This window comes from Pediococcus argentinicus (genome assembly GCF_001437605.1).
GTDB classification, from domain to species: domain Bacteria; phylum Bacillota; class Bacilli; order Lactobacillales; family Lactobacillaceae; genus Pediococcus; species Pediococcus argentinicus.
The window spans coordinates 17,349-31,458 of the sequence record NZ_JQCQ01000012.1 but is presented as its reverse complement, the minus strand read 5'-3'; the positions used below and the strand labels follow the sequence as shown (position 1 = coordinate 31,458).

Annotated in this window: 15 protein-coding genes; 5 read left to right on the top strand and 10 right to left on the bottom strand. The window is 36.7% G+C overall.

The genetic code is table 11. The features are described 5' to 3' along the window. Positions 1-972, bottom strand: a complete 972-nt coding sequence (locus IV88_RS04235) for an asparaginase (RefSeq protein WP_057799111.1) — start codon at positions 970-972, stop codon at positions 1-3. Between the two features lie 109 nt (positions 973-1,081). Between IV88_RS04235 and IV88_RS04230 the strand changes: the two genes are divergently transcribed. Further along, the gene (locus IV88_RS04230; RefSeq protein ID WP_057799109.1) at positions 1,082-1,837 is read left to right on the top strand and encodes a potassium channel family protein; all 756 of its coding nucleotides are present in this window, start codon (positions 1,082-1,084) and stop codon (positions 1,835-1,837) included. A gap of 237 nt (positions 1,838-2,074) precedes the next feature. Here the strand turns inward: IV88_RS04230 and IV88_RS04225 are convergent, their stop codons facing one another. Next, positions 2,075-2,728 (bottom strand): MIP/aquaporin family protein, encoded by a 654-nt coding sequence (locus IV88_RS04225; RefSeq protein WP_057799106.1) that lies wholly within the window; start codon positions 2,726-2,728, stop codon positions 2,075-2,077. Between the two features lie 163 nt (positions 2,729-2,891). Between IV88_RS04225 and IV88_RS04220 the strand changes: the two genes are divergently transcribed. Together IV88_RS04220 and IV88_RS04215 are read left to right on the top strand one after the other, a co-directional pair. Further along, positions 2,892-3,308 carry a hypothetical protein gene (locus tag IV88_RS04220; RefSeq protein WP_057799104.1) on the top strand — a complete coding sequence of 139 codons (417 nt, stop codon included), beginning with the start codon at positions 2,892-2,894 and terminating at the stop codon, positions 3,306-3,308. Positions 3,309-3,476: 168 nt separating this feature from the next. Further along, positions 3,477-3,944, top strand: coding sequence for a C40 family peptidase (locus IV88_RS04215; protein WP_057799102.1), 468 nt, complete (start codon positions 3,477-3,479; stop codon positions 3,942-3,944). Positions 3,945-3,986: 42 nt separating this feature from the next. On the opposite strand, the gene IV88_RS04210 is transcribed toward IV88_RS04215, so the two are convergent. The 8 genes from IV88_RS04210 to IV88_RS04175 all read right to left on the bottom strand — a co-directional run bounded on the left by IV88_RS04210 (position 3,987) and on the right by IV88_RS04175 (position 11,419). Continuing rightward, the gene (locus IV88_RS04210) at positions 3,987-4,250 is read right to left on the bottom strand and encodes a hypothetical protein (protein ID WP_057799100.1); all 264 of its coding nucleotides are present in this window, start codon (positions 4,248-4,250) and stop codon (positions 3,987-3,989) included. A gap of 894 nt (positions 4,251-5,144) precedes the next feature. Beyond that, the gene (locus tag IV88_RS04205) at positions 5,145-5,474 is read right to left on the bottom strand and encodes a hypothetical protein (protein WP_057799098.1); all 330 of its coding nucleotides are present in this window, start codon (positions 5,472-5,474) and stop codon (positions 5,145-5,147) included. Positions 5,475-5,588: 114 nt separating this feature from the next. Beyond that, complete coding sequence (locus IV88_RS04200; protein ID WP_057799096.1) at positions 5,589-6,569, bottom strand: ribose-phosphate diphosphokinase; 981 nt, start codon at positions 6,567-6,569, stop codon at positions 5,589-5,591. A 99-nt stretch (positions 6,570-6,668) separates the two neighbouring features. Next, the gene (gene glmU / locus IV88_RS04195) at positions 6,669-8,072 is read right to left on the bottom strand and encodes a bifunctional UDP-N-acetylglucosamine diphosphorylase/glucosamine-1-phosphate N-acetyltransferase GlmU (RefSeq protein ID WP_057799095.1); all 1,404 of its coding nucleotides are present in this window, start codon (positions 8,070-8,072) and stop codon (positions 6,669-6,671) included. Between the two features lie 23 nt (positions 8,073-8,095). Beyond that, on the bottom strand, positions 8,096-8,920 hold the full coding sequence (purR, locus tag IV88_RS04190) for a pur operon repressor (RefSeq protein ID WP_057799093.1): 825 nt from the start codon (positions 8,918-8,920) through the stop codon (positions 8,096-8,098). 150 nt (positions 8,921-9,070) lie between these two features. After that, complete coding sequence (locus tag IV88_RS04185) at positions 9,071-9,862, bottom strand: metal ABC transporter permease (protein ID WP_057799091.1); 792 nt, start codon at positions 9,860-9,862, stop codon at positions 9,071-9,073. Continuing rightward, complete coding sequence (locus tag IV88_RS04180) at positions 9,855-10,535, bottom strand: metal ABC transporter ATP-binding protein (protein WP_057799090.1); 681 nt, start codon at positions 10,533-10,535, stop codon at positions 9,855-9,857. Before IV88_RS04180 ends, IV88_RS04185 begins: the two co-directional genes overlap by 8 nt. After that, positions 10,535-11,419, bottom strand: coding sequence for a metal ABC transporter solute-binding protein, Zn/Mn family (locus IV88_RS04175; protein WP_057799088.1), 885 nt, complete (start codon positions 11,417-11,419; stop codon positions 10,535-10,537). Before IV88_RS04175 ends, IV88_RS04180 begins: the two co-directional genes overlap by 1 nt. 139 nt (positions 11,420-11,558) lie before the next feature. Between IV88_RS04175 and IV88_RS04170 the strand changes: the two genes are divergently transcribed. Together IV88_RS04170 and IV88_RS04165 are read left to right on the top strand one after the other, a co-directional pair. Then, the gene (locus tag IV88_RS04170; RefSeq protein WP_057799086.1) at positions 11,559-12,734 is read left to right on the top strand and encodes a GNAT family N-acetyltransferase; all 1,176 of its coding nucleotides are present in this window, start codon (positions 11,559-11,561) and stop codon (positions 12,732-12,734) included. Positions 12,735-12,839: 105 nt separating this feature from the next. Next, on the top strand, positions 12,840-14,108 hold the full coding sequence (locus IV88_RS04165; RefSeq protein ID WP_057799084.1) for a polysaccharide deacetylase family protein: 1,269 nt from the start codon (positions 12,840-12,842) through the stop codon (positions 14,106-14,108). Positions 14,109-14,110 lie beyond the last annotated feature (2 nt).

The following is a 14,110-nucleotide window of genomic DNA, read 5'->3' as shown; positions in this document are numbered from 1 at the left end:
CTAAGACACTGCATCTTGCATGTACTTAGCCAAATGTTCATCACTCATGTTTCCACTAACTGCAATTTGTAATTTTAAACGCGCTTTGGGTCCATTTAACCCCTGACAGAAAATAACTCCCATTCGTTCCAAATCAATCCCGCCACCAATATAATCATAAATTGGTTCAGCTACTCCGTTATAACAGCGTGAAACCATTACTACCGGAACGTCACGATCAATTAACACTTGGATTGGCTCAACTACTTCAACTGGCAAATTACCGGCTCCAAGGCCTTCAATCACCACACCTTTTGTATCAGGACGATTAAGTGCCTCAAAAATAATTGCTGGCATCCCTGCATAAGCTTTAACTAAATAAACACCGTCCTTAAGGCTTTGAATATCACAAGCCTGTTGTTTAATGAGTGCCTGGAAGAATCTAATATCACGTTTATAAACCATTCCGATTGGACCAAATGTCGGTGTTCTGAACGTATTTACATTGGTTGTGTGTGTTTTAGTTACATAACGGGCCGTATGGATTTCATCATTCATAACCACAAGGACACCCTTATCAGCAGCCTCATCGGAAGCAGCTGTTAAAACCGCACTTTGGAAATTATAAACACCATCTGATCCTAATTCATTAGAAGAACGCATTGCGCCTGTCACAACGATGGGGATTTTATTTGGCACGGTTAGATCTAAGAAATAAGCTGTTTCTTCCAACGTATCGGTTCCATGAGTAACTACAATCCCATCATAGATACCTTCACGTTCAACTTCTTGTAGTTTTTTCTTAATAACCAACATATCTTCAGGTGTAATATGCTCAGATGGTTTATTTAAAATCACTTCATTAGTTAACTCAATATTGTCATTAATAAATTGACTATCCAGGAGTGGATTCTCCTCATTTGTATGAACTTCGCCATTACTAGCGGACATCGAAATTGTCCCACCAGTATGCAATGCTAAAATCTTTTTCATGTTTTCACCTTTATTATTTAATTTATTTATCTTCCATAATAACGTGCTATTTACACTTAAGCAAAAAAGCATAAAATAGATTTATCAATACTCGTCAGGAATGAATAAAATGAATAACTCTAAAAAATATAGTTTACTAGAAGATTGTTACGACGCCTTCATCGGAATCCTCGCAATTTTATCAGCAGGAATCGTAATCTTATCATTCTTCACAACGTCTATCAATCTAACCACTAGCCCATGGAATCCGCTTCTAAATGTGTTTCTAATTATTTTCGTGATAGACTACTTTGCTCGATTAGCGATTGCCAAAAATAAACGTCAATTCTTATTAAGTACTATGTTCGATTTATTATCACTGGTACCGCTCCATCCGGTTTTTGCAGTCTTTCGAATTACGCGAATCGTTCGAATTATCAGGAAACATCATTTGTTATGGGTGTTAGGACTTGATGGTAAATTTTCTAAAACTTTACATCTCTTTATTTATAATAGTGGTTTCCTAAGTTTGTTCACAGCCAGTGTCACAGTGGTTGTCTTAACTGCTTTACTATATTCCATAGTGGAAAACATTTCATTACCAAATGCGATTTGGTGGGCCATCACCACTGCCTCAACTGTTGGTTATGGTGATATCTCTCCAAAGACCAACATCGGAAAAGTAATCGCCTCTTTCCTAATGATCGGGGGCGTCGGCTTTATTGGTTTGTTAACTAGTACAATTGTTGGATTCTTCACTTCTGAAAGTTCAGACCTTCAGGAAGCCGATATTAACACTCTCATTAAAAAAATCGATATGTTGAATAATAAAGTAGATCGACTTCAGGAACGGTTGAATAAGCGGGAGAAACGTAGAAAAAGGTAGAGTGTGAGACAAACTGTTTAATCATTGAGTACCAACAGCAGAACGACCGATATTGTGTTTTTCAATATTGGTCGTTTTGTAGTTGGACGGAAATGATTGGTTTGGTGAACGCGTTTCAGCAAATAATTAATAAAGAAAACCCATTAATATAATACGAATAAAAAATAGGCATCATTCCCATTAAGGAATGATGCCTATTTTTAAGTAACCCAAGGCTACTCACGCTCTGCTTTTTAATTAAGCTTCTTCGCTACCAAGGTATTTAGCAACGTAAGCTGCGATTGCTGAACCAACAAGTGGTGCAATCAAGTATACCCAGTAATGTGCAAGAGCTGTGCCACCAACAAGAATGTCAGGACCAAAACTACGTGCAGGGTTTAATGAACCACCAGTTAAGTTCAAAGCAACAATAATCATGAAGCCAAGAGTTAAACCAATGATCAAACCAGCAAAGTTACTGTTACCAAATTTCTTGCTTGTAACAAGTAAAATAACAAGAACGAACAAGAATGTGATCAAAGTTTCAACGAAGAATGCTGCACCAGCAGAAATCTTTGGAAAGTCTGTTTGACCAAGGTTAGCAGTAGAAGCACCCATAGCACCTAATAAGAATTTAACAGTTGCTGAAGCAAGAATTGCACCAACAAATTGTGAAATTACATAGTAGATAGCGTCAGTTGCTGAGATACGCTTGTTGATAAACATACCTAATGTAACAGCTGGGTTGAAGTGTCCGCCTGAAATAGCACCAACAGAGTAAGCCATAATAGTTACAGCCAATCCAAATGCTAAACCAATAGCAAGTACGTCACCTTTTGCGATAGTTACAGTAGCTGTACCAACGAAAACAAGTACAAATGTACCGATAATTTCAGAAATATATTTACGCATAATATTATCTCTCCCATACTTTATAAATTTTTAATAATTGCGCGCAGACAATTATATAATACGATTAGCCTTTCTACAACCAACTGAATTTACTTATAGCTTAAATAATTTACAGCATTTATGGTAAAATAAAGACATAGAGTTCCTATTAGGAGGCACTGCCATGAGTAAATTTAACGTTGAATTAATCGACCAGCCTACCGCAAAAGAAATGATTGTGGAGTTTAAAAGTCAGAAACAAGATAATGTCCCTGTTTTATCAAATCCAGGACATTACATTTTGCCTGACTATAAGTTAACTCGCCAACGAAAAGCATTTAAGATTCGTAAACATACCTACTTAACTAAGAAGTTCCGTTCTTATGTAGCCTTTGATTCTGACAATGGTCATACATTGTGGTTTAAGAACTTCGGTAGTTTATCTGAAGCAGTTTTCTGGCTCGAATCTGGTTTAAAGCTTAGTGATAATGATCCAAGTTTTCCTTATAAAGAATGGCAAGAAAAGCATGCAGACGATATTGAGAACTTAAAAGCTCAATTGAAAGCACGTAAAAAGCCAGCTGCTGAAAAACAAGCATAATTAACAAACGACACTAAATTAAATTTAGTGTCGTTTTTCTATACAATCTCACTGTTCATGTAACATTCTTCATGACCGGCTTAATATTTTGAAATCTCAGTGTTATTTCTCTGTAATGTTAATCGCGTATTGTATTATGTATTAACTTTTCGGAGGAGTACTTAATAAATGAAAAAAGCGATCAAATACGTTGTCCTACTAGTTGCTGCCTTTGCAGTTGTCTTTGTTAGTTCAAATAAAAGCAATCAGGTTTTTGCAGCAAGCAAGCCAACATATTCAAAACTTTATAAAACTGCTAAGAGCAAACTTCACGCACATTACTCTTATGGTGCTGTGGGTCCTAACTGTTTTGATTGCTCAGGTTACACAAAGTACATTTATAAAAAGTCAGTTAAAAAGAATCTTCCAAGAACTGCTCAATCACAATATCAATCATTTAAAAAAGTATCAGTTCAAAACCGTAAACCTGGAGATCTAGTATTCTTCGGCGGTAGCAAACGTTCTATTTCTCACGTTGGTATCTATGTTGGTAAAGGTTTGATGATCAACGCTCAAAATCGTGGTGTAGTCCTTGAATCAGTAAGTGCTCCTTGGTGGCATGCAGTTGGATACTCTCGACCAGCGAACTTAAAATAATATTATCTATTAAAAAAGTTCAACTTCTGATGAAGTTGAACTTTATTTTTTTGCTTTTCTATTCATTCGAGCACGAGTGATAACTTCATAAAGCATCAAACCTAGATCCAAAACTGCTAGAGTACCAATAATCACATTGATGATTGTTATAAAAGTCGAATGCATTTGAAAAATAGTTGCTGTTAAAGATATGATGATTAGAATAATTCCAATCCAACCATACTTATTAAACATGATTACAAATTTTGTTGTTTTAAGTGGATGTTCTGCCCATTCTTGAATGGGTGTTTTATCGTATCGTTTCATTGTTTAACCCCTATTAAAATCGTTATATACAGTTTACTCTACTAATATATCCTATGATAAGAGGTTTACCAATATGGTACTTTTCCACTGCATAAAAATAGGATTCAAGTCTTCTCGAACTTGAATCCCTTTATGAGGAAAGGTCCTTCATCTCAACGAACATCTCTTTATAGAAATTCTTGATGAATTACACCTTCAAAATCTTTCTTTTATTCAATTGTCCTTGCCGTCGTGATTCTAACCTACCTGTAAATCTCTATTATCACATCTGCTGTTGTATGTCGCTTAGTTGTCTAAACGATTAAATACACTAAACACAGGCTAACGGTGAATATAAACGGTCTTTGAAAACATTAATGCGTTATTTGAAATAACTTAGCCTCCAATGAACTCTTGTATTTTGATACATACTACCTGATAAATCACTTAAATTTTACGTCTGACTTTTCTTCGTCAGACCACTTCTGTTGTCATCGGCAACACCTACTTATTTTCAATGCACACTGACTAGAACATTACTGTTAAATCTTGATTATTAAAACCTTGTCAATAGTTGCACGTAATAACTTTAAAGCATCGATGCTTTTAAACATCAGAACCTTCGTACAAGTACGCTCATAACTCTGACTTTTCACTGATTGCTTCATGGTCTCTCCGACAATAGTCGCACGCAATAACTTTATAGCTACAATGCTTTTAAACACCAGAACTTTTACTAGTGCGCTCATAACTCTGCCGGTAATACTACAACCAATCTGATTTGCCTTTTCACTGGTTCTCACAATCAAAGAACCAAGGCGATTGAGAAGTTTGGGTTAAGAAGAAGTTTTCTTCCTTTCCTCACTTATTATAGTAACACCTCGTGTAAGCGTTTGCAACATTTTTGTTTAACTTTTACATTAAAACTTTTACACCACGATAAATGTTATAACAGAAGAGTACCAAAGCTGTGATAAATAGGCATATAGCGATGATAAATAACAAAATTGACCACGCTGAACTATTTGCTGCGATACTTGCTACGCCGCCCATTACAATTCCAATTGCAATAACAGTCAATAACCATGGAGCCACATGCAACCATAACGCACTCCAGGCATTACGATGTGAAGTAGAATACTTTTCGTCTCCGGTTAAAGCTAAAACAATCACTGGAAAAATAACTGGTAAGAAAAAGACACTTAAATAAGATAATGAACTCAATACTTTATTTTCGGTAGTCATACAATTACCTCCCTCACTTTATTAGCTTGAGTATACCGATAAAACCAATCAGAAACAATTTAAAACAAAAAGAACGCTTGTCCAAATTAATATCTGGATAAACGTTCTATATAATTATTCGTGTTCTTTACTAAAGCGGTTATTGAACAGTGGACTAACCGGTTTATTTTCATGGATCAAGCGAATAGCTTCACCAATCAATGGACCGACAGAGATTTGTTTAATCTTATCAATCCGTTTTTCATCTGGTAAATTGATTGAATCAGTAACAATCAATTCCTTAATTGGAGAATTTTGAATTCTTTCAATAGCAGGGCCAGATAGAACTGGATGAGTACAACTTGCGTAAACTTCAGTAGCACCAGCATCCATCAATGCTTGTGCACCAAGAGTGATTGTACCAGCTGTATCAATCATGTCGTCAATCATGATACAACGTTTGCCTTTAACTTCACCAATGATATTCATAACCTCAGCAACATTAGCTTTAGGACGACGTTTGTCGATAATGGCAATTGGTGCTTTCAAGAACTCAGCCAATTTACGGGCACGAGTTACACCACCATGATCGGGTGAAACAACAACAACGTCTTTGTCTAATCCACGTTCGATGAAATGATCAGCTAATAATGGAGCACCCATTAAGTGATCTAGAGGAATATCAAAGAATCCTTGAATCTGAGCTGCATGAAGATCTAACGCAATGATACGAGTTGCACCAGCACGTTCAATCATGTTGGCAACTAACTTAGCTGTGATTGGTTCGCGGGAACGTGCTTTACGATCCTGACGAGCATATCCATAATATGGAATCACAATGTTAATTGTGCTTGCACTAGCTCGACGTAGTGCATCAACCATAATCAATAATTCCATCAAGTTATCGTTTACTGGAGCAGAAGTTGATTGGATGATGTAAACTTCATCACCACGAATACTTTCTTCAATATTAATGCGGATTTCTCCATCACTAAAGCGATCAACCGATGTTTTTCCAAGCTTAACACCAACTGCCTCGGCAATTTTTTCAGCCAAGGGCTTGTTCGAATTCAAAGCGAAAATTTTCAACTTTGGATCAGAATACTGTTCAGACATGTTTGCCTCCCAAAAAATCAAAGATATAAGGTTTTTATTCAATTATTACCATATAATATGATAAGCATTTAAGCCCTTAAAAGCAAGGCTTCGCACAATTTATTTATTCTCTTCTTCAGCCTTTTTAGCAGCTTCATAAACAGGTAACTTCTTGAAGTAGTCAGCTTTGTTAACCTGACGGCCACGAGCAATTCCCATTTCAAATTCTTTTACATCATTTGTAATTGTTGAACCAGCGGCTACATAACTGTGATCTTCCAAAGTAACAGGTGCTACAATATTTGCATTACTTCCAACAAATGAGTAGTTACCAACTGTTGAATGGTGCTTGTTAATACCATCGTAATTTACGAATACCACACCACAACCGATGTTAATATCAGTACCTAATGTTGCATCCCCAACATAGCTAAGATGTCCCATCTTTGTACGAGCTCCCAAAGTAGCATTCTTAACTTCACAGAAGTTCCCAACATGAACGAATTCACCAAGTTCACTCTTTGGACGTAAATGACTATTTGGTCCGATATTACTATCGTCATGCATAATTGATTCTTCAATTGTTGAAGAAGTAATCACGACACGATTGCCAATTGTTGAGTCAACAATCTTAGAGTGTGCACCAACCACAACGTCCCCACCAATAACAGTATTTCCTTGAAGTTGGACACCAGGTTCAATCACTGTATCTGAACCAATCTTAACGTCACAATCAATGTAAGTACTTGATGGATCAACGATTGTTACACCATTTACCATATGCATTTCGTTAATGCGTTTTTTCATAACATCAGTTGCAACAGCCAAAGCACGACGATCATTAACACCCATTGATTCAGAGAAATCTTTCATCTGATAAGCAGCAACGATTTCGCCTTGATCCTTCATGATTCCAATTACGTCTGGAAGGTAATATTCACCTTGGGCATTATCGTTCTTAACTTGGTGGAGAGCTGCAAATAATTTTTTGTTATCAAAGCAGTAAACACCAGTGTTAATTTCAGTGATTTCAGCTTCTTCACGAGTAGCGTCTTTTTGTTCGACAATTTTAGAAACTACACCAACGTTGTTACGAATAATTCGACCGTAAGAAAATGGATCATCAGCATTAGCAGTTAAAATCGTAGCAGCAGCACCCTTTTGACGATGATAGTCGAAAAGCTCTTCAAAAGTACTTGCTTTGAATAAAGGTGTATCACCACTAACAATCATTGTCATACCATCTTCATCACCTAATAGATCTTCGGTTTGAAGAACGGCATGACCAGTTCCAAGTTGTTCACTTTGTAAAGCATATTTAGTACGGTCACCAAGTAACTCTTCAACTTTTTCAGCACCGTGACCAACAACAGTAACAATTTCATCCATATTAGTTTGTTCAACTTGCGTTAAAACATGATCGACCATAGCTTTACCAGCGATTGGATGCAAAACCTTGTAAAGTTTTGACTTCATCCGTGTTCCATGACCAGCTGCTAAAATAATCGTAAACTTCTTATCCATTATCTTAAGTCCCCTATTAATATTTATTTTTTAAAATTGCGTTCCAAGTAATTCCCACCAGATACAGATACATCATTGGCACTAGCTGTATTAACCTTTAAAATTGACGTGAAATTATCGATTGCACGATCACCATTGTAATTGCCCTCTGCTAACACAGAAATTCCAATCATGTTAGCTTCAAATTCTTTGAGCAAATCAGTCATCGCTTGAATCGTTCCACCACCTTTAAGGAAGTCATCCACAATCAAGACGTTGGTATCCTTTTGAAGACTACGCTTTGAAAGCTCCATCTTCTTAATCTGTTCAGATGAACGTGATACGTAATTAACTGAAATGGTTGATCCTTCAGTAATTCGTGCATCATGTCGTACGATGATAAATGGAACATCCAAATAGTTAGCAACTGCCTGCGCTAATGGAATCCCCTTGGTCTCAACCGTCATCACAGCTTGTACATCACTATCAACATACTCGTTTGCTAACATCCGACCAACATTACGTAATGTTTTGGGATCACCAAGTAAATCTGACATGTAAAGGTACCCACCAGGTAACTTTCGACTTGGATCAGACAACTCTTCAGTTAGCTGTTCAATTACTTCACGTGCTTCATCTTCACCAATTTTAGGGAAGAATTGAACTCCACCGGCAGCTCCAGAAGTAATCTTAAGTGTCCCAAACTGCTGGGTTTCCATCGTATTCTTTAAGATACCTAAATCTTCACTGATTGAGGACTTAGCTGATTGGTACTTTTCAACAAAGTAGCGTGCTGCCACTAGTTGACGCGGATGGTTCAACATGAAATACGTCATGTCTACCAAACGTTCACTTCGTTTCAGTTTCACGATTAAATCTCCTAACTGAATTATTTATATTTAAATAATAGCATAAAGCAGTAGCAAAATCCGAACTTTATCGGTGCATACCAATCATACAGTTAAGAAAAAGATTGCAAGCACACCCAAGCATACTTGCAATCTTTCGTTTAAACCTATTTAATTCCTTATTGCCTGCCATCCCAATGCCAAGAAATAAATAATACATTCAATAACAGCGATGAAGAAACTGACTGGCCAGTTAGTTAAGTATCCGAGATACAAGCCAAGCCATACGCCAATTAAGGCAGCTACAATTGAAAAAAGAATCATACCACTAACCGTTCTAGACACAAATTTTGCGGCCGAAGCTGGTAATGTTAATAGAACAAAAATCAACAACGATCCCACAATTTGGGCTGCAGTACTAACGCTTAAAGCCAAAACAATCAGAAACAATACTGAAATAAAATTTGTATGTATTCCCTTCACTTCAGCACCAACGTGATCAAATGAATCAAATTTCAATGGTCGATACATCACTAAGATGAAAAGCAATGCGACTACTGTCAAAATCAGTACTTGCCACACCTCACCCCGACTAATTCCAATCACGCTACCGAACAAAATATTGGTTGCATAACTGACATTCTTATCTGAGATAGCTAAGAATAAAATACCAAGCCCCAAGAATAAACTAGAAATAGCTGAAATGGCACTTTCCCGACGTGATGATTTCACACTCATCCGTCCGATTAAAACAGAACTAATAATTGTAAAAAGCAACATACCATTTAATGCAGGCCATCCCATAAAGATTCCGAATGAAGCACCAGAAAAGCCAATTTCCGACAACATATGTGATAGATATGACATGTTACGACCAACCACATAAACTCCGATAATTCCACAAATAATAGCAATGAAGGTTCCCGCTATGTACGCATTTTGCATAAATTCAAAACTAAACATTGACGTGATCCTCCCTTTGTCTTAAATCTTTCACCAAACCTGAATCATATCCATCCGTTCGTAATTCCAAATACTTATTGGAGTACTTTTGCATCAAATCATAGTCATGTGTAATCGAAATAACAGTTAAATCATGTTGTTGATTAAAATGCTGAACCAAATTAAATAATTCGTACTTGCGGACATTATCCAAACTAGCAGTCGATTCATCCAAAATGAGTAAATCGGGGTCATCTACTAATGCTTGAGCCAAATATGCTTTTTGCTTTTGACCGCCGGAAGCTCGTCCCATTCGTGTATTTTTAATATCAGTTAACCCAGCCTCGTCTAAAATGCGATCAAGCTGGTCTTTTTCACGTTTGCTTAACCAAGGAAAGTTCCCAGTTTGTAGATTCAAGGCTACAAAATCACGAATCGATAATGGATAATCTTGGTCGATATTTCTAAATTGAGGAACATAGCCCACTTGTAAGCCATTGCGCTTCTTGACATAACCCTTGGTAGGATTTAATTGATCCAAAAGCACCCGAATCAAGGTTGTTTTACCAACCCCATTTTGACCAATTACACTCAAGAAATCCTTACGATCTACGTCAAAACTCAAATTATGAAATAAGTGTTGATCAGAAAATGAAACTTCTACGTCATGTACTGCAATCAATGTTTCAGTCATTATTTTCCTCCGTCTTGTACAGCTTTAACCTGTTTTAGCTGATTCAAAATCCAGTTTGGATAGGTTTCATTTGATGGCTTAGTCTCAGTCACCTTCACAACTGGAACTGAATGCTTTTCAGCCAGTGTTACTAAATCATTAATTACTGGACTACTAGTTTGCTTATTGAACACAAAGAATTTGATTCGATGCTGTTTAATATCATTTTGCATACTGCGAATTTGATTTGGAGCAGGTTCCGTTCCATTTTCCATTGCTAATGCGAATTTAGGATTGTGAACCATATAACCCAAAGCAGTTAAAGTGTAGTTATATACCGGTTCCGTCACATCAACCTGACGATTACCTTTAACATTCTTTTTCAAAACCCGATATTGTTCATTAACTTTTTGAATTTGTTTTTTATACAGTGCAGCTTGCTTTAAAAAATATTCTTTATGCTTCGGCTGAATCTGTCCATACTCACGTGCTGTCCGATCTGCCAATTTAGTCATAGTTTCAGGAACGTACCACAAATGAGGGTTAGCACCCTCTTTTTTATGTAATAGCTTGGCGATTTCAATCTGCTTAACGTTGCTAGTAGCTGACAACAAGCGTAGCATCCAACTGTCATAACCAACACCGTTCATAATAACCAAATCTGCTTGGCTCACTTGCTTAGCCGTGTTTGTAGTTGGCTCGAACTCATGTGGATCCATACTGGAGCTTTTAATAATCGTATCAACATCCACGTATTTACCACCAACTTGAGTGGCAACTTCACCGTAAAAATTAAGCGTGCTAACTACCTTAATCTTACCGTTATGTTGCTTGGGTGCCGAACATCCAGTCAAGACTAAAATCATCAGTCCAAATGCTGTTATGTATTTGAATAATTTATTCATATTTTCTCCTAAAGAGTAATGATTACTATTTAACATTAAATATAATATCGTAATTTGAGCTAAGATGCAATCAAATCATTTATAGATACCGCTTTCATTCATGTTATACTTAATATTATTAACTAATGGAGGTATTTCAATGTCTGAATTCACTCTCAAAAGCTCTGACCGCGAGACTTTATATCAACTTTATTTATATGCTTTCAATGCCAAGGATAGCGCCCAACGCCAATCTTTCTGGCAAGATCGTTTCAATCATTCAATTCCTTATGGGATTAAGGATGATCAAGATCAAATTATCAATGGTTTGATGAGCATCCCATTTAACATTAATTTCTTCGGCGCTCCAATGAAAATGAATGGAATTAGTGACGTTATGAGTGCTCCGGAAGCATCTGGTAAAGGCGGTGCCAGCAACTTAATGAAGGCATCTCTTCAAGATATGTACAAAAACCAAGTAGATGTCTCCTACTTAGCGCCCTTCTCTTTTGAATATTACCGTCGCTTTGGATATGAACAGGTTTTCAACCATACAACCTACACAATTGAATCTGACAAATTACCTCGGATCAAAGCTAGTGACAGTGAAATCACAGTTGTTAGAAGCTCTTTGGCAAAACAAATCAACCATATTAAAGAGCTTTTCAATCAGTCTGAGCTCAGTCAACAAGCTGGTTTAGTTCGTGATGAATGGTGGTGGGAATACCTCACTAAGAAATATCCTAATCGTGAAATTGCAGTAGCTTTCAAAGCCAATATTGCCGTGGGTTATTTGCTATATGAGCGTTCTGTAGATGCATTCACGATTTATGAAGTGGTTTCAAAAAATGCATCCGCTCGCCAAAGTCTCTGGCAGTTCGTAACCAAGCACGGCACTAGTTATCCAACTTTCCGATATGAGTCTGCTAATCCAACTAACCAGGTTGATTTACTAGCCAATCCATATCCAGTTCAGGTTGAAAGTCATCCCTACATGATGGCTCGAATTGTTAACTTCAAACAGTTTATGGAAAAGTATCCTGTAACAAAAGATATCGAAGAAATTACTTTTAGCATCACAGATGACGTGATTAAAGAAAATCAAGGAACCTGGACACTAAGTGTTAGTGGCAAACAAGTTCATTTGAACAAGATTTCAGATGAAACCTTGGCGAACTCACTTACAATCCAGCAACTTGCAAAGTCACTCTTTAATTTCCGTTCCCTCACTTCGCAAATTAAGTTTGGTGCGATTAACGAAGCTAATCAAAAAATTGCTGAACAACTGGATCAAATCGTAGTCACTGATCAACCTATTTTAGCTGACTACTTCTAAACAGATTTATTAATAGTTAAAACCGCTTTTGGTTTTAACTTTTTTTATTTCAAAAGACATTCGATTTCTGCTAATATTTAACTGTTACTGTATGGGGGAACAATTATGAAAAAATGGATTTTTAGCTTATTAGCACTTTGTATCGCAATTGGTGGCGGTTGGTGGTTTGTTCAAAATCAGCATTCCAAAACAAGCACTAAACATCAGACCGAAACTTCAAAAAAAGTTGCTACATCTCAACCTAGCAAACTCGATCAGGCTAAATTAGCTTATCAACAATATAACTACACTCAAGCCTATCATTTACTAAAGAACGAAAAAACCAAAGATAGCTCAAAGTTAAAAAAATATATTTCAAACCAATCTGACAAATTAGTTACTTGGAACAAACCTGATAAATTCAGACATTTATTTTTCCACAGTTTAATTGTTAATCCTAAAAAAGCTTTCAAATCGAAATCAGCTAAGGGTTATGCCGACTACATGGTTACTGTTTCTGAATTCGATAAAATTTTGAAGCAGCTTTATCAAAATGGATACGTCTTAGTTGGGATTCAAAGCCTAGTTACTAATGACCATGGCAAACTCAAGATGAATTCTATCAAACTACCAAAAGGCAAAACGCCATTAATCCTTTCACAAGATGACGTAAGCTACTATGAATATATGAAAGGCGACGGATTTGCCAAAGATCTTTTTGTTGATGGTAATGGGAAAATCAGAAACCATTACGTTGATGATGGCAAAGACCAAGTTGGCAATTACGATTTAGTTCCTATCGTTGATCAATTTGTCAGAGATCATCCTGATTTTTCATATCAAGGACAAAAAGGAACAATTGCTTTAACAGGATACAACGGTGTGCTCGGATATCGTACTTCTCCTAGTGAATATAAAAATAAAGCTAAGCGTAATGTTGCGATTAAAAAGGCAACCAAAACCGCAACAGCTATGAAAAAAGATGGTTGGACATTTGCATCCCATTCCTGGGGCCATATCAATATGACAGAATCACCTTTAGCACAGATAAAAAGGGACAACGCACTGTGGCAAAAGGAAGTCACGCCAATTATCGGTAAAACTGATATTTTCATCGATCCGTTTGGTGCTGATATTGGTGGTGTGGCTCCTTATAATAAAGGCAATCAAAAGTATGATTACATGCATCAACAAGGTTTCAATATTTTCTGTAACGTTGATGCATCACACACTTCTTGGGGTCAAATTGGATCCAACTTCTATCGAAATGCTCGAATCAACGTTGATGGAATCCGGATCAAATCAGACTTAGATAAATCTGATCCGGTTTTAAAAGACTTCTTTAACGTTCATCAAGTTATCGATCAAAGGGATCGTAAATCAGTCAAATCATAATA

Bases quoted from the DNA above. Each gene is read 5' to 3' on its own strand.
- IV88_RS04235 (WP_057799111.1), bottom strand. From the start codon at position 972: ATGAAAAAGATTTTAGCATTGCATACTGGTGGGACAATTTCGATGTCC.
- IV88_RS04230 (WP_057799109.1), top strand. From the start codon at position 1,082: ATGAATAACTCTAAAAAATATAGTTTACTAGAAGATTGTTACGACGCC.
- IV88_RS04225 (WP_057799106.1), bottom strand. From the start codon at position 2,728: ATGCGTAAATATATTTCTGAAATTATCGGTACATTTGTACTTGTTTTC.
- IV88_RS04220 (WP_057799104.1), top strand. From the start codon at position 2,892: ATGAGTAAATTTAACGTTGAATTAATCGACCAGCCTACCGCAAAAGAA.
- IV88_RS04215 (WP_057799102.1), top strand. From the start codon at position 3,477: ATGAAAAAAGCGATCAAATACGTTGTCCTACTAGTTGCTGCCTTTGCA.
- IV88_RS04210 (WP_057799100.1), bottom strand. From the start codon at position 4,250: ATGAAACGATACGATAAAACACCCATTCAAGAATGGGCAGAACATCCA.
- IV88_RS04205 (WP_057799098.1), bottom strand. From the start codon at position 5,474: ATGACTACCGAAAATAAAGTATTGAGTTCATTATCTTATTTAAGTGTC.
- IV88_RS04200 (WP_057799096.1), bottom strand. From the start codon at position 6,569: ATGTCTGAACAGTATTCTGATCCAAAGTTGAAAATTTTCGCTTTGAAT.
- glmU (WP_057799095.1), bottom strand. From the start codon at position 8,072: ATGGATAAGAAGTTTACGATTATTTTAGCAGCTGGTCATGGAACACGG.
- IV88_RS04185 (WP_057799091.1), bottom strand. From the start codon at position 9,862: ATGTTTAGTTTTGAATTTATGCAAAATGCGTACATAGCGGGAACCTTC.
- IV88_RS04180 (WP_057799090.1), bottom strand. From the start codon at position 10,535: ATGACTGAAACATTGATTGCAGTACATGACGTAGAAGTTTCATTTTCT.
- IV88_RS04175 (WP_057799088.1), bottom strand. From the start codon at position 11,419: ATGAATAAATTATTCAAATACATAACAGCATTTGGACTGATGATTTTA.
- IV88_RS04170 (WP_057799086.1), top strand. From the start codon at position 11,559: ATGTCTGAATTCACTCTCAAAAGCTCTGACCGCGAGACTTTATATCAA.
- IV88_RS04165 (WP_057799084.1), top strand. From the start codon at position 12,840: ATGAAAAAATGGATTTTTAGCTTATTAGCACTTTGTATCGCAATTGGT.